18 protein-coding genes and 1 tRNA gene are annotated in these 20,241 nt (G+C 65.2%); 15 read left to right on the top strand and 4 right to left on the bottom strand.

Annotated elements, in window-relative coordinates:
* The first annotated feature begins 1 nt into the window (after position 1).
* The 3 genes from trpA to glmM all read left to right on the top strand — a co-directional run bounded on the left by trpA (position 2) and on the right by glmM (position 3,267).
* Positions 2–811, top strand: coding sequence for a tryptophan synthase subunit alpha (gene trpA, locus SMAL_RS14465; protein ID WP_006381251.1), 810 nt, complete (start codon positions 2–4; stop codon positions 809–811).
* 219 nt (positions 812–1,030) lie between these two features.
* Positions 1,031–1,906 carry an acetyl-CoA carboxylase, carboxyltransferase subunit beta gene (accD, locus tag SMAL_RS14460; RefSeq protein ID WP_006381208.1) on the top strand — a complete coding sequence of 292 codons (876 nt, stop codon included), beginning with the start codon at positions 1,031–1,033 and terminating at the stop codon, positions 1,904–1,906.
* Entirely contained in the window at positions 1,906–3,267 is a 1,362-nt protein-coding gene (glmM, locus tag SMAL_RS14455) for a phosphoglucosamine mutase (RefSeq protein ID WP_012511717.1), read from the top strand. Before accD ends, glmM begins: the two co-directional genes overlap by 1 nt.
* A gap of 220 nt (positions 3,268–3,487) precedes the next feature.
* Here the strand turns inward: glmM and galE are convergent, their stop codons facing one another.
* From galE to SMAL_RS14435, 4 genes are all read right to left on the bottom strand, one after another.
* Positions 3,488–4,510: a UDP-glucose 4-epimerase GalE gene (galE, locus tag SMAL_RS14450; RefSeq protein WP_012511716.1), complete on the bottom strand. Its 1,023-nt coding sequence runs from the start codon at positions 4,508–4,510 to the stop codon at positions 3,488–3,490.
* 68 nt (positions 4,511–4,578) lie between these two features.
* A complete protein-coding gene (locus SMAL_RS14445; RefSeq protein ID WP_006381146.1) occupies positions 4,579–5,436 on the bottom strand; it encodes a polysaccharide deacetylase family protein in 858 nt (285 codons plus the stop codon).
* On the bottom strand, positions 5,429–6,574 hold the full coding sequence (locus SMAL_RS14440; RefSeq protein ID WP_012511715.1) for a glycosyltransferase family 4 protein: 1,146 nt from the start codon (positions 6,572–6,574) through the stop codon (positions 5,429–5,431). Before SMAL_RS14440 ends, SMAL_RS14445 begins: the two co-directional genes overlap by 8 nt.
* 18 nt (positions 6,575–6,592) lie before the next feature.
* The gene (locus tag SMAL_RS14435; protein ID WP_012511714.1) at positions 6,593–8,470 is read right to left on the bottom strand and encodes a DUF3413 domain-containing protein; all 1,878 of its coding nucleotides are present in this window, start codon (positions 8,468–8,470) and stop codon (positions 6,593–6,595) included.
* 202 nt (positions 8,471–8,672) lie between these two features.
* Between SMAL_RS14435 and SMAL_RS14430 the strand changes: the two genes are divergently transcribed.
* The 12 genes from SMAL_RS14430 to nuoH all read left to right on the top strand — a co-directional run bounded on the left by SMAL_RS14430 (position 8,673) and on the right by nuoH (position 20,239).
* Positions 8,673–9,608: an isopenicillin N synthase family dioxygenase gene (locus SMAL_RS14430; RefSeq protein ID WP_012511713.1), complete on the top strand. Its 936-nt coding sequence runs from the start codon at positions 8,673–8,675 to the stop codon at positions 9,606–9,608.
* 878 nt (positions 9,609–10,486) lie between these two features.
* A complete protein-coding gene (gene tpiA, locus SMAL_RS14425) occupies positions 10,487–11,242 on the top strand; it encodes a triose-phosphate isomerase (RefSeq protein WP_012511712.1) in 756 nt (251 codons plus the stop codon).
* Positions 11,243–11,273: 31 nt separating this feature from the next.
* Positions 11,274–11,711, top strand: a complete 438-nt coding sequence (secG, locus tag SMAL_RS14420; protein ID WP_012511711.1) for a preprotein translocase subunit SecG — start codon at positions 11,274–11,276, stop codon at positions 11,709–11,711.
* Positions 11,712–11,762: 51 nt separating this feature from the next.
* Positions 11,763–11,847: transfer RNA gene (locus SMAL_RS14415), tRNA-Leu, on the top strand.
* Positions 11,848–11,958: 111 nt separating this feature from the next.
* The gene (locus tag SMAL_RS14410; protein ID WP_008265012.1) at positions 11,959–12,315 is read left to right on the top strand and encodes an NADH-quinone oxidoreductase subunit A; all 357 of its coding nucleotides are present in this window, start codon (positions 11,959–11,961) and stop codon (positions 12,313–12,315) included.
* Positions 12,306–12,860, top strand: coding sequence for a NuoB/complex I 20 kDa subunit family protein (locus SMAL_RS14405; RefSeq protein WP_005410463.1), 555 nt, complete (start codon positions 12,306–12,308; stop codon positions 12,858–12,860). Before SMAL_RS14410 ends, SMAL_RS14405 begins: the two co-directional genes overlap by 10 nt.
* 33 nt (positions 12,861–12,893) lie before the next feature.
* The gene (locus tag SMAL_RS14400) at positions 12,894–13,643 is read left to right on the top strand and encodes an NADH-quinone oxidoreductase subunit C (RefSeq protein ID WP_005410462.1); all 750 of its coding nucleotides are present in this window, start codon (positions 12,894–12,896) and stop codon (positions 13,641–13,643) included.
* Positions 13,640–14,947, top strand: coding sequence for an NADH-quinone oxidoreductase subunit D (locus SMAL_RS14395; RefSeq protein WP_012511710.1), 1,308 nt, complete (start codon positions 13,640–13,642; stop codon positions 14,945–14,947). Before SMAL_RS14400 ends, SMAL_RS14395 begins: the two co-directional genes overlap by 4 nt.
* A gap of 97 nt (positions 14,948–15,044) precedes the next feature.
* Positions 15,045–15,572 carry an NADH-quinone oxidoreductase subunit NuoE gene (gene nuoE, locus SMAL_RS14390; RefSeq protein ID WP_012511709.1) on the top strand — a complete coding sequence of 176 codons (528 nt, stop codon included), beginning with the start codon at positions 15,045–15,047 and terminating at the stop codon, positions 15,570–15,572.
* Between the two features lie 4 nt (positions 15,573–15,576).
* On the top strand, positions 15,577–16,917 hold the full coding sequence (nuoF, locus tag SMAL_RS14385; protein WP_012511708.1) for an NADH-quinone oxidoreductase subunit NuoF: 1,341 nt from the start codon (positions 15,577–15,579) through the stop codon (positions 16,915–16,917).
* Positions 16,914–19,148, top strand: a complete 2,235-nt coding sequence (gene nuoG, locus SMAL_RS14380; protein ID WP_012511707.1) for an NADH-quinone oxidoreductase subunit NuoG — start codon at positions 16,914–16,916, stop codon at positions 19,146–19,148. Before nuoF ends, nuoG begins: the two co-directional genes overlap by 4 nt.
* Positions 19,145–20,239 carry an NADH-quinone oxidoreductase subunit NuoH gene (gene nuoH, locus SMAL_RS14375; protein WP_012511706.1) on the top strand — a complete coding sequence of 365 codons (1,095 nt, stop codon included), beginning with the start codon at positions 19,145–19,147 and terminating at the stop codon, positions 20,237–20,239. Before nuoG ends, nuoH begins: the two co-directional genes overlap by 4 nt.
* Positions 20,240–20,241 lie beyond the last annotated feature (2 nt).

Genomic DNA, 20,241 nt, shown 5'->3' with positions numbered 1-20,241 from the left:
GATGCCTGTTTCCCGACTCGATGCCTGTTTCCAGCGCCTGCGCGCGCAGCAGCGCAAGGCGCTGATCCCATTCATCACCGCCGGCGATCCCTCGCTGGAGGCGACCGTGCCGGTGATGCATGCACTGGTCGGCGCCGGTGCCGATGTGATTGAGCTGGGCGTGCCGTTCTCCGACCCGATGGCCGACGGCCCAACCATCCAGCGCAGCTCCGAGCGCGCGCTGGCACGCGGTGCTGGCAGCCGTTACGTGCTGCAGGCGGTGGCGCAGTTCCGCGAGCGCGACGCGCAGACCCCGGTGGTACTGATGGGCTACCTGAACCCGGTGGAGATCCATGGCTACGCAGCATTTGCCAGCACCGCCGTGGACGCTGGCGTCGATGGCGTGCTGCTGGTCGACCTGCCGCCGGAAGAAGCCGGTGAGGCGCAGCAGGCCTTCGATGCAGCCGGCCTGGCGCTGGTGCTGCTGGCCTCGCCGACCACCAGCGAGGCACGTGCCGACAAGCTGTTGGCATTGGCGCGTGGTTACCTTTACTACGTCAGCTTCGCCGGCGTCACCGGTGCCTCCGAGCGACTGGACAGCGATGCCGCAAGCGCTCGGCTGCAGGCCCTCCGCGCGCGCGCCACGGTGCCGGTGGTGGCAGGCTTCGGCATCAAGGATGCAGCCAGTGCCGCGGCCATGGCCCGCCAGGCCGATGGCGTGGTGGTCGGCAGCGCGCTGGTCGCTGCCCTGGCTGAGGCGGGCTCGGTAGAACAGGCCGCGCAGCGTGCCGCTGCCTTCCTGGCCCCGCTGCGGCAGGCGCTGGACCAGTAACGGTAGCGCCGGGCCATGCCCGGCGGTGCGGGGCGCAAGGGTATCCGCCGGGCATGGCCCGGCGCTACCCGCACGGCGTTGCCGCGCTAAACGTACGTCCCAGCATGGTTTTTTCCGGCCTTCCGCCGGTCGCACAGGGGGTGCACGGGCAGGGAAAGCGGAGCTAGACTGTCCGCCTTTGCGGCCCTTGGGCCGCCCTGAACGGAAGTGTCCTCCCGCATGAGTTGGCTCAGCAAGTTGATGCCGTCCGGCATCCGCACCGACAACACCCCCAGCAAGAAGCGCAGTGTCCCCGAGGGCCTGTGGGAAAAGTGCAGCAACTGCGGCAGCGCGTTGTACCGGCCGGAACTGGAAGAGAACCTGGAGGTCTGCCCGAAGTGCGGCCACCACATGGCGATCCGTGCACGTGCGCGCCTGGCGGCGTTGTTCGACGCCGACAGCACCACCGAGATCGCTGCGCGCCTGGGCCCGACCGACCTGCTCAAGTTCAAGGACCAGAAGAAGTACAGCGAGCGCATCAAGATCGCGCAGAAGAACACCGGTGAGTACGACGCGCTGATCGCCATGCGCGGCCTGCTCAAGGGCCGTGCGCTGGTGGCCTCGTCGTTCGACTTCGCCTTCATGGGCGGCTCGATGGGTTCGGTGGTGGGTGAGCGTTTCTCGCTGGCTGCCGAAACCGCAGTCGAGATCGGCGCTCCTTATGTGTGCTTCTCGCAGAGTGGCGGGGCGCGTATGCAGGAAGGCCTGTTCTCGCTGATGCAGATGGCCAAGACCTCGGCGGCGCTGGGCAAGCTGCGTGAAGCCGGCCTGCCGTTCATTTCGGTGCTGACCCACCCGACCACCGGTGGCGTGTCGGCATCGTTTGCGATGCTGGGCGATATCAACATCGCCGAGCCGCAGGCACTGATCGGTTTCGCCGGCCCGCGCGTGATCGAACAGACCGTGCGTGAAAAGCTGCCGGAAGGCTTCCAGCGTTCGGAGTTCCTGCTCGAGCACGGCGCCATCGATCAGATCTGCGACCGCCGTGAAATGCGTGACCGTCTCGCCGACCTGCTGGCGATGCTGGGCCGTCAGCCGGCGCCGGAGGTGGCCTGATGGGAGGCCGCAAGTACTTCGGTACTGATGGCATCCGTGGGCGGGTCGGCCAGGGCGTGATCTCGGCCGACTTCGTGTTGCGTCTGGGCAACGCCCTGGGCCGGGTGCTGGTGGCCCAGCGTGGCCAGGATGGGCGCCGGCCGATCGTGATCATCGGCAAGGACACCCGCATTTCCGGCTACATGTTCGAAGCGGCGCTGGAGGCCGGACTGGTCGCTGCCGGCGCCGACGTGCAGTTGCTGGGCCCGATGCCGACCCCGGCCGTGGCCTTCCTGACCCGCACGCTGGGCGTGGATGCCGGCATCGTCATCAGTGCTTCGCACAATCCGCACTACGACAACGGCATCAAGTTCTTCTCCGCCCAGGGCGAGAAGCTCGACGATGCCACCGAACTGGCGCTGGAAGCGGCACTGGATGTGCCGTTCACCACTGCTGAATCGGAGAAGCTGGGCAAGGCCTCGCGCGCACGTGAGGCGGTTGGCCGCTACATCGAATTCTGCAAGGCCAGCGTGCCGCGTGCATTCGACCTGCGTGGCGTGCGCCTGGTCCTGGACTGTGCGCATGGGGCCACCTACCAGATCGCACCGCTGCTGTTCCGTGAGCTGGGTGCGGAAGTGATCGGTATCGGTGCTGAACCCAACGGCGTCAACATCAACGCCGGCGTCGGTTCCACCCACATCGACAACCTGGCAGCCAAGGTCCGCGAGACCCGCGCCGATCTCGGCATCGCCTTCGATGGCGACGGCGACCGCGTGCTGATGGCCGACGACCAGGGCAATCCGGTCGACGGTGATGATCTGCTGTACATCCTGGCGCGTGCGTGGAAGGACGAAGGTCGCCTGCGCGGTCCGGTGGTCGGTACGCTGATGAGCAACTACGGTGTGGAGAAGGCCTTCGCCGATCTGCAGATTCCGTTCCTGCGCAGCAACGTCGGTGACCGCTACGTGCACCAGGTGCTGACCGAAGGTGGTGGCGTGCTCGGCGGTGAAGCGTCGGGGCACCTGCTGTGCCTGGATCGGGCCACCACCGGCGATGGCATCGTCAGTGCCCTGCAGGTGCTGGTAGCGCTGCGCAACAACGGCCAGACCCTGCGCCAGGCGCTGAAGGGGCTGGTGCGGGTGCCGCAGAAGACGGTCAACGTGCGGCTGGGCAATGTCTCGGCCAAGGCCACGGTGCAGGCTGGAAGTGTGCAGTCCGCGCTTGCCGACGCGCAGCATGCGGTGGCCGGTCGTGGTCGTGCGTTCCTGCGTCCGTCCGGTACCGAACCGGTGGTGCGGGTCACGGTCGAGGCCGATGACGCGACACTGATGCAGGAGACGCTCGATCGCCTGTCTGCCGCGGTGCGCGAAGCCGCCGCCTGAGTCTGGTGACGGGGTAACCTGGAACCTCGATAGGAGCCGAAGTGCGCGTATTGGGATCACCCGCGGATGTAGCGTCCAAGCGATCCGGGCAATGCGCGGCCGGTCTCCCGTGACGAGTAGCGGCAATACCCGCGATGAGATCGAGCAGAGCGGGCCCAGGCGTCTCTTTTGACCGGTGGTACCTGCCTGCGTCACGGCGCAGGCAGGCACAGCTGTTCGTTCATCGGGATGTTGTTGGCGCTTGGGCCGGCATTTCTCTCTGCCACTTCCATGTGTCACGACACATATCGGCCAACGTGTGCCGGGCCTTCCAGCCCAGCTCGCGCAGTGCCAGCGAGGCGTCGGCGAAGCTGACGGCGATGTCACCATTGCGTCGCGGAACGATGCGGAACGGAATCCGAATTCCGGTGGTGTGCTCGAAGGCCTGGATCAGCTCCAGCACGCTGTGACCCTGGCCGGTACCGAGGTTGAGTGTGATGCTGCGCCGTTCGTCGCGCAGGAACTGCAGGGCCAGTACATGGGCGTTGGCTACATCCTGGACGTGGATGTAGTCGCGTACACCGGTGCCGTCGTGGGTCGGATAGTCATCACCGAAGACCTGGACTTCCGGCAGCAGCCCGGCGGCAACCTGCGCGATGTAGGGCATCAGGTTGCTCGGCGTGCCGTGCGGCAGCTCGCCGATCAATGCAGTGTCATGGGCGCCGACCGGGTTGAAGTAGCGAAGCGTCGCCACGTGCAGGTCCGGGCCCGTGGCGATCAGGTCGGCAAGCAGCTGCTCCACCACCAGCTTGGTACGCCCATAGGGCGTCATTGCACAGGTTGAAGCGGATTCGGCCACCGGGCAGTGCTCCTGGTTGCCGTACACAGTGGCGGAGGAGCTGAAGACCAGCAACGCCACCCCCGAATCCTGCATTGCACCGAGCAGGGCAATGGTGCCGCTGATGTTGCTGTCGAAGTACTGCAGGGGCACCTTCTGCGATTCGCCCACGGATTTGAGCGCCGCAAAATGCAGCACAGCATCGATCGCATGCTGCCGCATCAGGGTGGCCATACGCGGTCGATCACGGATGTCCGTCTGCACGAACACCGGCGCCGTACCGGTGATCTGTCCGATACGCTCGACGACGCTGGCGTCGCTGTTGCACAGCGAATCCACGATGACCACGCGATGCCCCTGCTGCTGCAGCTCGACGCATGCATGTGAGCCGATGTAGCCAGCGCCGCCGGTCACCAGAATGTTCATTGCCTTCACTGTTCCTTGGAATCCATTCGAGAATCGGGTGCTGATGAACACCGGGATGGAACCGCCGTTTACGGGCCCGGCACCATCTTCTTCTGCCGCGCCTTGAAACTGTTGAAGATCGGTGCAATCAGCGGGTTGTAACTCCAGGCGATGCGCTTGCGCAGCCAGCTGGCCGGGCGGTTGCGGATCGCAAAGCGGTAGATGCGCTCTGGATCTCCACCAACCACGTTGCGGCCAAATGGATGGGTGGTGTGCAGATAGCGGAAGCCCTGTTCGCGCGCCACCTCGATGTAGTCATCGTCGAAGTCGCCATAAGGCCAGCACAGCGTGTCGGAGACCTCGCCGAGCTTCTCGAGCAGCGTTTGCTTGGCCATCGCCAGATCGCCACTGATGCCTTCCCGGCGTTGTGCGCGATCCAGATCATCACGCTTCAGCCAGCGGGTGTGGCTGTGGGTATGGCAGTGGACCTCGAACGTGCCGGCCTCGATCGCGGCGCGTGCTTCGCTCCAGCGCATCATCACTTCGTCGCTGCGGCCCTGCTTGTAGATCAGGTCTTCGCAGGCACGATGCTCCGGCGTAGCCGGCAGCTGGGCGCCTTCGATGCCTGCGTGCGGGCGCGCCGGACCTTCATGCATCCAGCCGGTGACCACGAATACCACCGCATGCATGCCGTACTTCTGCAGGATCGGATGGGCATAGACCCAGTTGTCCAGATAGCCGTCGTCGAACGTGATCACGATCGACTTGCGCGGTACCGGTTTGCCGGCGAGGAAGCCGGCGTACTGGTCCAGCGTCAATGACGTCCAGCCGGTACGTGCAAGCCACGCGATCTGGCTCTCGAAGTTCTCCGGGGATACGGTGATCATGCCAGGTGAGTTGCTGACATGGTGGTGCATCAGCACCGGTACGGTTCGGGCATTAGCCATGACCCAGCTCCTTCAACCATTGCAGGTAATAATTCTCGGTCGCCTCGCCATGACCGGCCGTGCTGAAGCGCGAGGTGGTTCGGATCCAGTCCCAGCCGGCACGGCCCATCTGTCGTCGACGCTCCTGATCCTCCACCAGCAACCGCAACGCGCCGGTGAGGGCCGCTTCATCGCCCAGCCGGGTGAGGATGGCATTGCTGCCTTCCACCAGCATTTCAGGCACGCCGCCAACGCGGTGCGAGACGATTGGCAGTGCTGCCTGCGCGGCTTCCAGGAAAACTGTTCCCGAAGCTTCCTTGTGGGTCGCCAGGGCGAAGATGTCGAAGCCCGCCATCAGTCGATGAGCCTCGCTGCGGAAGCCGAGCAGATGCACCTGCTGCTCCAGGCCGAGTTCGCTGCGCAGGGCCAGCAGCCGGCCCATTACTGGCTCTCCGTCTCCGACCACGGCCAGGTGCAGATCGGGGTTGGCCTTGCACAAAGGCGCAATGGCGCGCAGCAGTTCGGCATGGCCCTTGGGTTCGCGCAGCACGGCCACGCAGCCAATCACGATGTCATGCTCGGCGAAACCGAGTTCAGCACGCACGTGCGCGCGGGTCTCCTGCAGTCTCGTCCAGGGATCGCTCTGCTCGGAGACGTCCCAGCGTGGCGGCGTCGCCATCGGCGGCACGATGCCAATATGCCCGGCAGCGATGCCGCGGTCGACCAGCAACCGCTTGACGAAGTCGCTGACGGTGATGATCCGGTGGGGAAGCCTGGTATACGTCAGCAGCGAGTTGACCGGGCTCATCAGATGGCGCGAGCGCACCACGAGCGGGGTTCCACCCAGGCGTGCACCGGCGGCGGCGATCAGTGCATCGCGGCGGCTGGTGGTATTGACCACGTCGTAGCGCTCGCGGCGCACCAGTCGTGATACCGACCAGATGCCACGCAGCAGTCGGGCCAGTCCACCCATGCGCAGGGTGTGTACGGTGAATCCATCATCACGTGCCAGCTGGGCCAGGCGTGCATCGGGCTGACACAGCAGGGATACCTCATGGCCGCGCGCACGCATCACCTGCATGTGGCGGAAGATGTAGATTTCCTGCCCACCCATGCCCTTGGCGGCTTCGGTATGCAGGATGCGCAGCGGGCGTTTCATGGAAACCATCCTCTGTGGTCAGCGGTTGCGGAAGCGGGTCAGCGCTTCCCATGCGGTACGGACGGCGGTGGCATCCGGGGCCTGCTGCGGCAGCGCGCGGTACTGCAGATCCAGAGCGGTTGCGTTGCCGAACTTGTCGAACACATAGATGGCGTTGCCATGGCGGACAGCGCGTTGCGACCAGCTTTCCACCACCAGTGCACGTTCGCCGCTGGGCTCGGCCAACAGATCCTGGCCGGTGCTGAAGTCGGTCAGCGCGTTCTCGCAGCCCAGCGCGTGGCGCATCAACGTCGGGACCCAGTCCTCATGCGAACTGGTGCGGGATTCGCGCGCGCTGCCCCGGCCCGGCCAGTGCAGCACGAATGGCACCTGCAACTGGTAATCCGAGAAGTTGCCGTTGTGGCCCCAGTAATTCAGTGCGAGGTCGTTGAATTCCTCGGCGTGGTCGCCGGTGACCAGCACGATGGTGTCCTGATCCAGGCCCTGTGCGCGCAGGTCGTCCAGCAACGTGCCCACCAGGCTGTCGGCGTAGTGCACGGCGGTGCGGTAGCGGTTCAGCTCGGGGGTCGGGTCATGCTCGGGGCCGAACTTGAGGAAGTCGATTTCGCCGGCCATTGGCGTGGCCAGAGCCGGGTACCCGGCGGGCATGTGGTACGGCGCGTGGGTGGAATCGAGGAATACGAAGCCGAACCACGGCTTGTGCGCGGCCTGGCTGGTGCGGATGTCCTGCTGCAGCGAGGCGACGATGGCACGGTCGCGTCCCTCCGAACCCAGCTCGGAGGGCCCCTGATGCAGTTGGTTGCGTACGTCGGCGAACGCGGTGCGGTCGAATTCGGGGCTGTACAGCGGCGCGCTGCCATACAGGTGCAGGTCGTAGCCCTGCTGCCCCAGCACCTGGAACAACTGCGAGCCGCGCTGCTCGTCCAGCATGCTCTGCCAGTAACCACCAGGGAGGCCGTACAACAGGCCGAACAGACCGTAACGGGTGGCGTTGCCGGTGCTGAAGTGGCGGTCATACACGCGCGCTGACTGAGCCAGCGCCGAGGTATTCGGCATGACCTCCGCCGTCAGTGCATCGTGGCGCAGGGATTCCAGCACCACCATCAGCACGTTGGGGCGGTGCGGATTCTGGCAGCGCAGCGGCTGTAGCGGATACAGCAACTGGGCATGGCGCGGATCGGGCAGCCCAACCTGCGGTTCGCTGACCACGCCCAGCCTGCGCATGAAGCTCTTGGCCGTGATGGGCTGGGCCCAGGGCAGGTAATTCCACTGGGCGATCACGTCACGGTCGCCACGTGCATCGTAGTAGGCAGTGGCGACCTGGCCGCCGGCCATCAGCAGGACGACCACCGCCCAGGCCTGCAGCACCCGGCGCCGACGCGGCGCCGCTGGCAGCAGCTTCCAGCACGCCCAGGCCAGCAGGCCCTCAGCGGTAAAGATCGCCGACACCAACAGGCCGATCTGCAGCCAGGTCTTCCAGGACAATGCGACTTGGTCCTGCAGTGCTCCCCCGAACACCATGTTCACCACCATGGCATTGAGGTGGAAGCGATACAGCGTGAATACCTTGGCATCGACCAGCAGCAGGCACAGCCACAGGCCCTGCAGCAGCACTGCGCTGATGCTCAACGTGCGTGCACTGCGCGTCCACAGGCCCAGCAGCAGTGGCAGCAGGCCGGCGAGGGCGCCGAAGGCCAGCAGATGGCCGGGCAGGGCGATCGCAAGGTAGGCCAGGCCCTGGCCTCCGCCGGGATTACCGCGTAGCGGCACGTTGCCGAGCGTGATGACTGCCGCCAGGATCGCATTGCCGGTGACGAACAGCGACCACCAGGCCAGCCCACGCCAGCGGCGGGCGGTGTCTACAGGGCGGGTGGTTTTGGCTGGAGCAGTGGGCATCGTGCGGACGTGTTCAGGTGGGCGGGCCGCGCGCGACACCAACGTGACGGAATCGTTAAATACGCGCGGGCCGCGCATTGTATCGGTTTGTTTCCTTGTATCGAGTGTATCGAGTCGCGTTCGCCGGGCGATCTGTCACAATGTTCAGGCGGGGCATGAATGCGCAGGCCCCTCCAGACCCAACGACAAGCCAGGAACCGCTGTGAGCCAGATCCCCACCCTCGACATCACCCGTTTCGACAGCGACCGCGAAGCCTTCGTGGCCGAGCTGGGCGCGGCCTACCGCCAATGGGGATTCGCGGGCATCCGCAACCACGGCATCCCGCAGGCCGACATCGACGCGGCCTACGGTGCCTTCAAGGCCTTCTTCGCCCTGCCGGATGAGGTCAAGCGCAAGTACCACGTGGCCGGCAGCGGCGGCGCCCGCGGCTACACCCCGTTCGGTGTTGAAACCGCCAAGGGTTCCAAGCACTTCGACCTCAAGGAGTTCTGGCACATCGGCCGCGAGATCGCCGACGACTCCAAGTACCGCGACGTGATGGCGCCGAACCTGTGGCCGACCGAGGTCGAGGGCTTCCGTGAGCGTGGCTACGGCCTGTACCAGGCGCTGGATAACCTGGGTTCGCGCGTGCTTTCGGCGCTGGCCCTGCACATCGGCTTGCCGGAGAATTTCTTTGCCGACAAGACCAACTTCGGCAACTCGATCCTGCGTCCGATCCATTACCCGCCGATCACCACCGACGACATCCCGAACGTGCGTGCGGGCGCTCATGGCGACATCAACTTCATCACCCTGCTGGTCGGCGCCAGTGCCGCCGGCCTCGAAGTGCAGTCGCACGATGGTGAGTGGGTGCCGTTCACCTCGGATGCGGACACCATCGTGGTCAACATCGGCGACATGCTGCAGCGCCTGACCAACCATGTGTATCCGTCGACCATTCACCGCGTGGTCAACCCCCCGGGTGAGCTGGCGCGCCAGCCGCGTTACTCGGTGCCGTTCTTCCTGCACCCGAACCCGGACTTCCTGATCGACGTGCTGCCGTCGTGCATCACCCCGGACAATCCGAGCCGGTACCCGGAAGCGATCACCGCCCACGGCTTCCTTGAAGAACGCCTGCGCGAGATCAAGCTGAAGTAATGAAGAAGCCGCCGAAAGGCGGCTTTTTCATTACGGGTAGCGCCGGGCCATGCCCGGCGAGCGCAGCGGAGGGTGTTCGGCAGGGCTGCGCCCTGCACCCGCAGAGGCCAAAGGCCAAAGCCAAAGCCAAAAGCGGCTCTGGGTTTCTGCGTGGGGAGGCGGGGAGGTGTCGGATGGCGGGGGCGCCGTGAACCCGTCCATGGGGGCTTGGCCGCGGCATCCATGCCGCGGACACCCCGCCATCCGACACCTCCCTGCCTTCGACAGATTCCCGGTGACGGTGGGTGCGGGTGGCTCCTGGTAGGTGTCGACCTTGGTCGACACATCTGTCAGATCGAAGTGGGGTAGGGGGGGGGGGGGGGGGGCAACCGGCAGCAACGGGAATGCAGCTTTTGCCTTTGCTCTTGCTCTTCTTTTTTCTTTCCGTGGCGGGCGGAACCGCCGGAATGTGTCAGAGGCCGGGCGGGTGGGGCTGCGCAGGGGCGTGAGCCGCATGGGCCCGAGGCATGCCTCGGGCGGGTTGGGCAGGACGCCCAACCCCGGTCTTGCCGTGTGCGCAGGACAGCGCACACGAGCAAGCGGCGACCGAGCTTACATGGGTGAGGGCGCTTTGCTTGCGAAGCACTGCTTCGCAAGCGCCCGAACGCACAGCCGCCAGCGGCTGGGCCGGGCCCCGGAGGGGGACTTGCAGCGTCCCCTGCGCAGTCCCACCCGCCGGGCCAAGCCCCAAATCCAACCGGGCTCTCCGCGACCAACCCAACCCTCGCCACGAGGGGCTGCGCCGTTGGCTGAAACTCCATGTAACCGCTTACAAAGAAACGAATTTTTGCCGCAGCGGGTATCATGACCGGCTGATTTCACACAGGAGCCACCCGCTCATGCGCCGCAAGATCGTCGCCGGAAACTGGAAGCTGCATGGCAGCCGTCAATTCGCCAATGAACTGCTGGGGCAGGTGGCCGCCGGGCTGCCGCTGGAGGGGGTGGACGTGGTGATCCTGCCGCCGCTGCCGTACCTGGGGGAGCTGGTCGAGGACTTCGGCGACACCGGCCTTGCTTTTGGCGCGCAGGACGTGAGCAGCAACGAGAAGGGGGCCTATACCGGCGAGGTCTGCGCGGCGATGCTGGTCGAGGTCGGTGCCCGCTACGGCCTGGTCGGTCATTCCGAGCGCCGCCAGTACCATCATGAAAGCAGCGAGCTGGTCGCCCGCAAGTTCGCCGCCGCCCAGCATGCCGGCCTGGTGCCGGTGCTGTGCGTGGGCGAGACCCTGGAGCAGCGCGAGGCCGGGCAGACCAATGTGGTCATCGCCAGCCAGCTGGCGCCGGTGCTGGAGCTGGTCGGTGCGGCCGGTTTCGCCAAGGCCGTGGTTGCCTACGAGCCGGTCTGGGCCATCGGTACCGGCCGCACCGCGACCAAGGAGCAGGCACAGCAGGTGCACGCGTTCATTCGTGGCGAAGTCGCGCGTATCGATGCTAGAATTGCTGATTCACTGCCCATTGTTTACGGCGGTAGCGTGAAGCCCGACAATGCCGGGGAACTGTTCGCGCAGCCGGATGTCGATGGTGGGCTGGTCGGTGGCGCCTCCCTGGTGGCCGCGGACTTCCTGGCCATCGCACGGGCGGCGGCCGCGAACTAATCCTAGAAGTATTGTCCGAGGGCGGTTTTCAATGCTGATGTTGATCCTCAATGTCGTCTACGTGCTGGTCGCTGTGGCCATGATCGCGCTGATCCTGATGCAGCGTGGTTCGGGTGCGGCGGCGGGTTCGGGCTTTGGCGCCGGTGCCTCGGGTACGGTGTTCGGTGCGCGCGGCGCTTCGAACTTCCTGTCCAAGTCGACCAAGTGGCTGGCAGTCGTGTTCTTCGGCATCAGCCTCTTCATGGCCTGGTATGCCGGTCACGGCACCCGCCCGGCGGCCGAGCAGGATCTGGGCCTGATGTCCGCCCCGGCGGTGACCGCTCCGGCGGCCCCGGCGGGCGAATTGCCGGCCGTTCCGAAGGCCGATGCGGTCCCGGCCGCCCCGGTTCCGGCCGCAACTGTGCCGGCTCAGGCGGAATCTTCGGTTTCTGGTGAAGAAAAGGCTTCGGAAGGCTCCCAGAAACACTGAAGCCGGTTACAATACGCGGCGCATCGGGAAGATAGTCTGATGTGATCGTTTGCCCAGGTGGCGGAATTGGTAGACGCACTACCTTGAGGTGGTAGCGACTTAGGTCGTAGGGGTTCGAGTCCCCTCTTGGGCACCATTTGTAAGTAAAGCGGGTTCGTCTGGCGCGCAAGGCGCCAGGCAGATTCCCGTCCACTCCCCCATGCCAAAGCGCCTGCAGGCGCAGCGGCAGAGGCAAGAGAGAATCGCTGTGCTGGCCGAATATTTGCCGTCTCTGCTGTTTCTGATCGTTGCCACCGGTATCGGCATTACGCTGATGCTGGTTGGCCGATTCCTCGGTCCCCGCCGCCCCGATCTGGAAAAGCTGTCGCCGTACGAGTGCGGCTTCGAAGCCTTCGAAGACGCGCGCATGAAGTTCGACGTGCGCTACTACCTGATCGCGATCCAGTTCATCGTCTTCGACCTGGAAATCATCTTCATCGTGCCGTGGACCCAGGTCTTCATGGAGCTGGGCGCGCGTTCGCTCATCACCATGGGCCTGTTTGTCGGCATGCTGTTCCTCGGTTTCATTTACGTCTGGAAGAAGGGAGCGCTGGAATGGGAGTGATTCAGACTCTCGATGGCCTCATGAACAATCCGACGCCGGAAGGCCGGGTTGATGACATCCTGCGGCCGGAAGGCGACAACCCGCTGCTGGAAAAGGGCTTCGTCACCACCAGCGTCGACGCACTGCTGAACTGGGCGCGTACCGGCTCGATGTGGCCGATGACCTTCGGCCTGGCCTGCTGTGCGGTCGAGATGATGCATGCCGGTGCCGCGCGCCTGGACCTTGACCGCTACGGCGTGGTGTTCCGCCCGTCGCCGCGTCAGTCCGACGTGATGATCGTGGCCGGTACCCTGGTCAACAAGATGGCCCCGGCGCTGCGCAAGGTCTATGACCAGATGCCGGACCCGAAGTGGGTCATCTCGATGGGCAGCTGCGCCAACGGCGGTGGTTACTACCACTATTCCTATTCTGTGGTGCGCGGCTGTGATCGCGTGGTGCCGGTGGACGTCTATGTCCCAGGCTGCCCGCCGACCGCCGAGGCGCTGGTGTACGGGATCCTGCAGCTGCAGAAGAAGATCTGGCGTACACAGACCATCGCCCGCTGACCCCTTCACCTGACAAGAGCGCGCCAAGCCCCCATGGCAGAGCAAGCATCCTTCATCGACCGACTCTCCGCACGTTTCGCAGGTGCGAAGGTCATCGTGGTCGAACCCCGCGGCGAAGTGACGCTGGAAGTGCCTGCCGCCGAGTGGCACGCCACCGCCCTGGCGCTGCGTGACGAGTTTGGTTTCGAACAGGCCGTGGATCTCTGCGGCGTCGACTATCTCGGTTATGGCTCCGACGAGTGGGACACCGCCGATGTGTCCTCGCAGGGCTTCAGCCGTGGTGTCGAAGGCAAGGCCCAGGGCCGTTTCGCGTGGGGCGAGTTCCCCACCGAGGAAAACGGTGCCGACGGCGCCCGCCCGCAGCACATGCCGACCCAGCGGTTCGCCGTGGTCGCCCAGCTGCGTTCGTACCAGCACAACCTGATGATGCACCTGCGCTGCTTCGCTCCTGACGAAGCGCTGCCGGTGGTGTCCTCGCTGACCGGCATCTGGCCGGGCCTGAACTGGTTCGAGCGCGAAGCGTTCGACCTGTACGGCGTGATCTTCGAAGGCCACCCGGACCTGCGCCGGATCCTGACCGACTACGGTTTCGTCGGTCATCCGTTCCGCAAGGACTTCCCGCTGATCGGCAATGTCGAAGTCCGCTACGACGAAGAAAAGAAGCGCGTGATCTACGAACCGGTCACCTCGGTGGAGCCGCGTGTCGGCGTGCCGCGCGTGATCCGCGACGACGCCCGCCTGCAGACCGCAGAAGGTGAGCGCGCGCAGGAGGCAGTGAAGTGAGCCACGTACACCAGGCCGGCGAAGCATTCGCCAGCAGCCCGGCCGAGAGCCGGCAGGAAATCCGCAACTACACCATGAACTTCGGTCCGCAGCATCCGGCCGCTCACGGTGTGTTGCGCCTGATCCTGGAAATGGACGGCGAAACCATCATGCGCGCCGACCCGCACGTGGGTCTGCTGCACCGTGGTACCGAAAAGCTGGCCGAGTCCAAGCCGTTCAACCAGTCGATTGGCTACATGGATCGCCTGGATTACGTGTCGATGATGTGCAACGAGCACGCCTACGTGCGCTCGATCGAGACCCTGATGGGTATCGAGGCGCCGGAGCGTGCGCAGTACATCCGCACTCTGTTCGATGAAATCACCCGCATCCTCAACCACCTGATGTGGCTGGGTTCCAACGCCCTCGATCTGGGTGCGATGGCGGTGATGCTGTACGCCTTCCGCGAGCGCGAAGAGCTGATGGACTGCTATGAAGCGGTCTCCGGCGCGCGCATGCATGCGGCGTACTACCGTCCGGGCGGTGTCTACCGCGACCTGCCGGACCACATGCCGAAGTACAAGGAATCGCGCTGGCACAAGGGCAAGGCCCTGAAGAACCTCAATGCCGCGCGCGAAGGTTCGCTGCTGGACTTCCTGGAGAACTTCACCAACGAATTCCCGGGTCGTGTCGACGAATACGAGACCCTGCTGACCGATAACCGTATCTGGAAGCAGCGTACCGTCGGCATCGGCGTGGTGACGCCGGAACTGGCCCACCAGTGGGGCATGACCGGCGTGATGCTGCGTGGCTCGGGCATTGCCTGGGACCTGCGCAAGAAGCGTCCGTACGCCAAGTACGATGCCGTCGATTTCGACATCCCGCTGGGCAAGGAAGGCGACTGCTACGACCGTTACCTGGTCCGCATCGCCGAAATGCGCGAGTCCAACCGCATCATCAAGCAGTGCGTGGCGTGGCTGAAGGCCAACCCCGGTCCGGTCATGGTCAAGAACTTCAAGGTCGCTCCGCCCAAGCGCGAGGACATGAAGGACGACATGGAAGCGCTGATCCACCACTTCAAGCTGTTCAGCGAAGGCTATTGCGTGCCTGCCGGTGAAACCTACGCCGCCGTTGAAGCCCCGAAGGGCGAGTTCGGCTGCTACCTGGTTTCCGATGGCGCCAACAAGCCGTTCCGCGTGCACCTTCGCGCGCCGGGCTTCGCCCACCTGTCCTCGATCGATTCGATCGTGCGCGGCCACATGCTGGCCGACGTGGTGGCGATGATCGGTACCTACGATCTGGTGTTCGGCGAGGTTGACCGGTAATGCCGTCCGCCACGCCAACGCCCGCTGCAGGCAGCCGGCGCAAGCCGGCGCCGCAGTTCCTGCACTCCCACGTTATGCATTTCGCTGAGGTCGGCCGATGAAGGCGACAGGTAATTTCGAGGCGGCGCGCGACGTCGACCCGATGGTGGTGCTGAGCGACAAGACGCGCGCTCACATCGATCACTGGCTGTCCAAGTTCCCGCCGGACCGCAAGCGCTCTGCCGTGCTGCAGGGCCTGCACGCGGCCCAGGAGCAGAACGAGGGCTGGTTGACCGACGAGCTGATCGCCGGCGTGGCCAAGTATCTCGACCTGCCGCCGGTGTGGGCCTACGAGGTCGCCAGCTTCTACTCGATGTTCGAGACCGAGAAGGTGGGCCGCAACAACGTGGCCATCTGCACCAACATCAGCTGCTGGCTCAATGGCGCCGAGGACATCGTCCGCCATTGCGAGAAGAAGCTGGGCATCAAGCACGGTGAATCGACCGCGGACGGCCGCGTCTACCTCAAGCGCGAGGAAGAGTGCCTCGCTGGCTGCGGTGGCGCACCGATGATGGTCATCAACGGTCACTACCATGAGCGTCTGACCCTGGAAAAGGTCGACGAGCTGCTGGACGGGCTGGAGTAAGGGCATGGCACATCACCACGAATCCAAGGGTCCGGTCGGCCCCGCGCCGCTGCCGCACCAGGTGGTCTACACCACCCTGCATTACGACACCCCGTGGTCGTACGAAAGCTACCTGAAGACTGGTGGCTATGCCGCCCTGCGCAAGATCCTCGAAGAGAAGATCCCGCCGGAGCAGGTCATCGAGATGGTCAAGGCCTCGGGCCTGCGCGGCCGCGGTGGCGCAGGCTTCCCGACCGGCCTGAAGTGGTCCTTCATGCCCAAGGGCAACATGCAGAAGTACATCCTCTGCAACTCGGATGAATCCGAGCCGGGCACCTGCAAGGACCGCGACATCCTGCGCTACAACCCGCATTCGGTGGTGGAAGGCATGGCGATCGCCTGCTACGCCACCGGTTCGACCGTGGGTTACAACTACCTGCGCGGTGAGTTCCACCACGAGCCGTTCGAGCACTTCGAGCAGGCCCTGGCCGACGCCTATGCAAATGGCTGGCTGGGCAAGAACGTGATGGGCTCGGGCGTGGACATCGACATCTACGGTGCGCTGGGCGCCGGCGCGTACATCTGCGGCGAAGAAACCGCGCTGATGGAATCGCTGGAAGGCAAGAAGGGCCAGCCGCGCTACAAGCCGCCGTTCCCGGCCAACTTCGGCCTGTACGGCAAGCCGTCGACGATCAACAACACCGAAACCTATGGTTCGGTGCCGGCGATCATCCGCAACGGTCCGGAGTGGTTCAAGGGCCTGAGCCTGACCGCCAACGGCGGTCCGAAGTGCTTCTCGGTATCCGGCTGCGTGCAGAACGGCGGCAACTTCGAAGTGCCGCTGGGCACCACGTTCCACGATCTGCTGCAGATGGCCGGTGGCCTGCGTCCGGGCCGCACCCTGAAGGGCGCGATTCCGGGCGGCGTGTCGATGCCGGTGCTGACCGCGGCCGAGCTGAAGGACCTGCCGATGGACTACGACACCATCCGTGCGCTGGGCTCCGGCCTGGGTTCGGGTGCGATCGTGGTGCTTGACGACAGCGTCTGCTGCGTCAAGTTCGCCTGCCGCATCAGCCAGTTCTTCCACAAGGAATCCTGTGGCCAGTGCACCCCGTGCCGTGAAGGTACCGGCTGGATGCACCGCGTGCTGGAGCGCATCGTCGCCGGCAAGGCCACGATGGAAGACCTGCACCAGCTGAAGGCGGTGGCCGGCCAGATCGAAGGCCACACCATCTGTGCGTTCGGTGAAGCGGCTGCATGGCCCATCCAGGGCTTCCTGCGCCAGTTCTGGGACGAATTCGAGTACTACATCGTCAACGGTCATTCGATGGTTGACGGCAAGAAGGTGGAGGCAGCCGCCGCATGAGCGCGCAACCCGTAAACCCGAGCGTGCCACCGGATCACGTGACCATCGAGATCGATGGCAAGTCGCTGGTCGTGCCCAAGGGTTCGATGATCATCCAGGCCGCCGACAAGGCCGGCATTTCGATTCCGCGCTTCTGCTACCACGAGAAGCTGCCGATCGCTGCCAACTGCCGCATGTGCCTGGTGGACGTGGAGAAGTCGCCGAAGCCGGCGCCGGCCTGCGCCACCCCTGTGATGGACGGCATGAAGGTCGCCACCCGCAGCGAGAAGGCACTGAAGTTCCAGCGCTCGGTGATGGAGTTCCTGCTCATCAACCACCCGCTGGACTGCCCGATCTGTGATCAGGGCGGCGAGTGCGAGCTGCAGGACGTGTCGCTGGGCTATGGCCGTTCGGTCAGCCGCTTCAACGAGCGCAAGCGCGTGGTGCCGGACGAGGACATGGGCCCGCTGGTCGCCACCGAGATGACCCGCTGCATCCAGTGCACCCGCTGCGTCCGCTTCACCGCCGACGTTGCCGGTACCTATGAACTGGGTGGCATGTACCGCGGTGAGAACCTGCAGATCGGTACCTTCGACGGCAAGCCGCTGACCACCGAGCTGTCCGGCAACGTCGTCGACGTCTGCCCGGTCGGTGCACTCACCAACAAGGTGTTCCAGTTCCGCGCCCGCCCGTGGGAGCTGACCGCGCGCGAATCGCTGGGCTACCACGACGCCATGGGTTCGAACCTGTTCCTGCACGTGCGTCGCGGCGAAGTGCTGCGCACCGTGCCGCGCGACAACGAAGCCGTGAACGAGTGCTGGCTGTCCGACCGTGACCGCTACTCGCACCAGGGCCTGTACAGCGAAGACCGTGCGGTCAAGCCGCTGCGCAAGGTCAATGGCGAGTGGAAGGAAGTGAGCTGGGCCGAAGGCCTGGCCGCCGCTGCCGAGATTCTCAAGGCCAACCAGGGCGACAACCTGGGCGTGCTGGTGCATCCGTCCACCTCGAACGAGGAAGGCGCGCTGCTGGCCCGCCTGGCCAAGGGCCTGGGCTCGAGCAACATCGACCACCGCATCAACAACCGCGATTTCTCCGACGCTGCAACCGCCGAAGTGTTCGGCCTGCCGCTGGCCGAGATCGAAGGCGCCGACCGCATCGTCGTTCTGGGCAGCAACATCCGCCACGAACTGCCGCTGCTGCACGCCCGCCTGCGCAAGGCGCAGACCACCAACGGCGCGAAGATCCACGTCGTCAACCCGGTGGACTTCGACTTCGCCTTCAGCATCGCCGGCAAGCAGATCGTCGCACCGTCGAAGTTCGTCGACGCGCTGGCCAACGCCGAGCTGCGTTCGGCAGTGCAGGGCGGCAACAACACCGTGCTGATCGTCGGTGGCATCGCCGAAAACCACCCGCAGGCTGCCGCGATCCGCGCCGCCGCGCGTGACTTCGCCGCTGCGACCGGTGCCAAGCTGTGCCGCATCCCGCAGGGTGCCAACGCCGTTGGCCTGACCCGCGCAGGCGTGCTGCCGGCCGGCAAGGACGTCGCCGCAATGCTGGCGCAGCCGCGCCAGGCCTACGTGGTGTACGGCCTGGAGCCGGGTCTGGACTTCGCCGACGCTCCCGCCGCGCGCAAGGCGCTGGTCGGTGCCCAGGTGGTGGCCTTCAGCCAGTTCGCCTGCGTCTCCACCCGCGACGTTGCCGACGTGATCCTGCCGATCGGTGCGCTGCCGGAAATCGACGCCACCCTGACCAACCTCGATGGTCGCGAGCAGTCGGCCCGTGCCGGCGGCAAGCTGCCGGGCGAGGCTCGTGAGGGCTGGCGCGTGCTGCGCGCCCTGGGCGGCGAGCTGGCGGTAGCCGGTTTCGACTTCACCGACCTGGCCGGCCTGCGCGCCAGCCTGGCCCCGGTGTCGGTCACCGTTGCCGCTTCGGCGCAGCCGGTGGTTGCTGGCGAAGGCCTGGAAGTGACTTCGACCGCCGCGATCTACCGCACCGATGCGGTGGTCCGTCGCGCCCCGGCGCTGCAGTCGCATCCGCTCAACAACGCCCTGCGCATCGTGCTGAACGCTGAAGATGCCGCTCGCCTGCAGCTGCAGGAAGGGCAGATGGCCAAGGTCGGCACCGATGCCGGCAAGGCCACCCTGCCGGTGGTGATCGACGCCCGCGTCGCTGCGGGTTCGGTCTGGATTGAATCGGGCCACGGCGCGACCGCGCCGCTGGGTGCCGCTCGCGTAACGGTGGTGGCTGCATGAACGAATTGCTGTTGAACGCGGTCGACCCGCTGCACCAGTGGCTGCTCGGCCTTGGTGACATCGGCGCGCTGATCTGGATCATCCTGAAGATCCTGGTGATCACCGTTCCGGTGATCGTCTCGGTGGCTTTCTACGTGGTCTGGGAACGCAAGCTGATCGGCTGGATGCACGTCCGCCACGGCCCGATGTACGTAGGCATGGGCATCTTCCAGGCCTTCGCCGACGTCTTCAAACTGCTGTTCAAGGAAGTGGTCCAGCCGAGCAGCGCCAACAAGGCGATCTACCTGCTGGCGCCGCTGATCACCCTGGCTCCGGCCTTCGCGGCCTGGTCGGTGGTCCCCTTCGATTCGCAGATCGTGCTGTCCAACGCCAACGCCGGCCTGCTGTACCTGCTGGCGATGACCTCGCTGGGCATCTACGGCATCATCCTGGCCGGTTGGGCATCCAACTCGAAGTATGCGTTCCTGGGTGCGATGCGCGCCTCGGCGCAGATGATCAGCTACGAAATCGCCATGGGCTTCGCTCTGGTCGGCGTGATGATCGCGTCGGGCAGCCTGAACCTGAGCAACATCGTGATGGCGCAGGCCGGCAATTCCGGTTTCTTCGACTGGTTCCTGCTGCCGCTGTTCCCGCTGTTCGTCATCTACTGGGTGTCGGGCGTTGCCGAAACCAACCGCGCGCCGTTCGACGTGGTGGAAGGTGAATCGGAAATCGTCGCCGGTCACATGGTCGAGTACTCGGGCGGTGCGTTCGCGCTGTTCTTCCTGGCCGAATACGCCAACATGATCCTGATCAGCTTCCTGATCTCGATCTTCTTCCTCGGCGGCTGGCTGAGCCCGATCCAGGGCTGGGTCAACCCGGGCGATATCTCGCCGCTGGTCGACTGGATCTGGAAGGGCGGTGCACCGTGGCTGTTCGTCAAGGTGTTCTTCTTCGCCAGTGCCTACATCTGGTTCCGTGCCAGCTTCCCGCGCTTCCGCTATGACCAGATCATGCGCCTGGGCTGGAAGGTCTTCATCCCGCTGGCCATTCTGTGGATCGCGGTTACCGCCGTCATGGTGTTCTTCGGCGTGATTCAAAAGGGCGTCTAAGT

Origin of the sequence: Stenotrophomonas maltophilia R551-3, assembly GCF_000020665.1 — a bacterium.
GTDB classification, from domain to species: Bacteria; Pseudomonadota; Gammaproteobacteria; order Xanthomonadales; family Xanthomonadaceae; genus Stenotrophomonas; species Stenotrophomonas maltophilia_L.
Note: the sequence above shows the minus strand (reverse complement) of the source record. Positions and strands in the feature narration are given on the sequence as shown.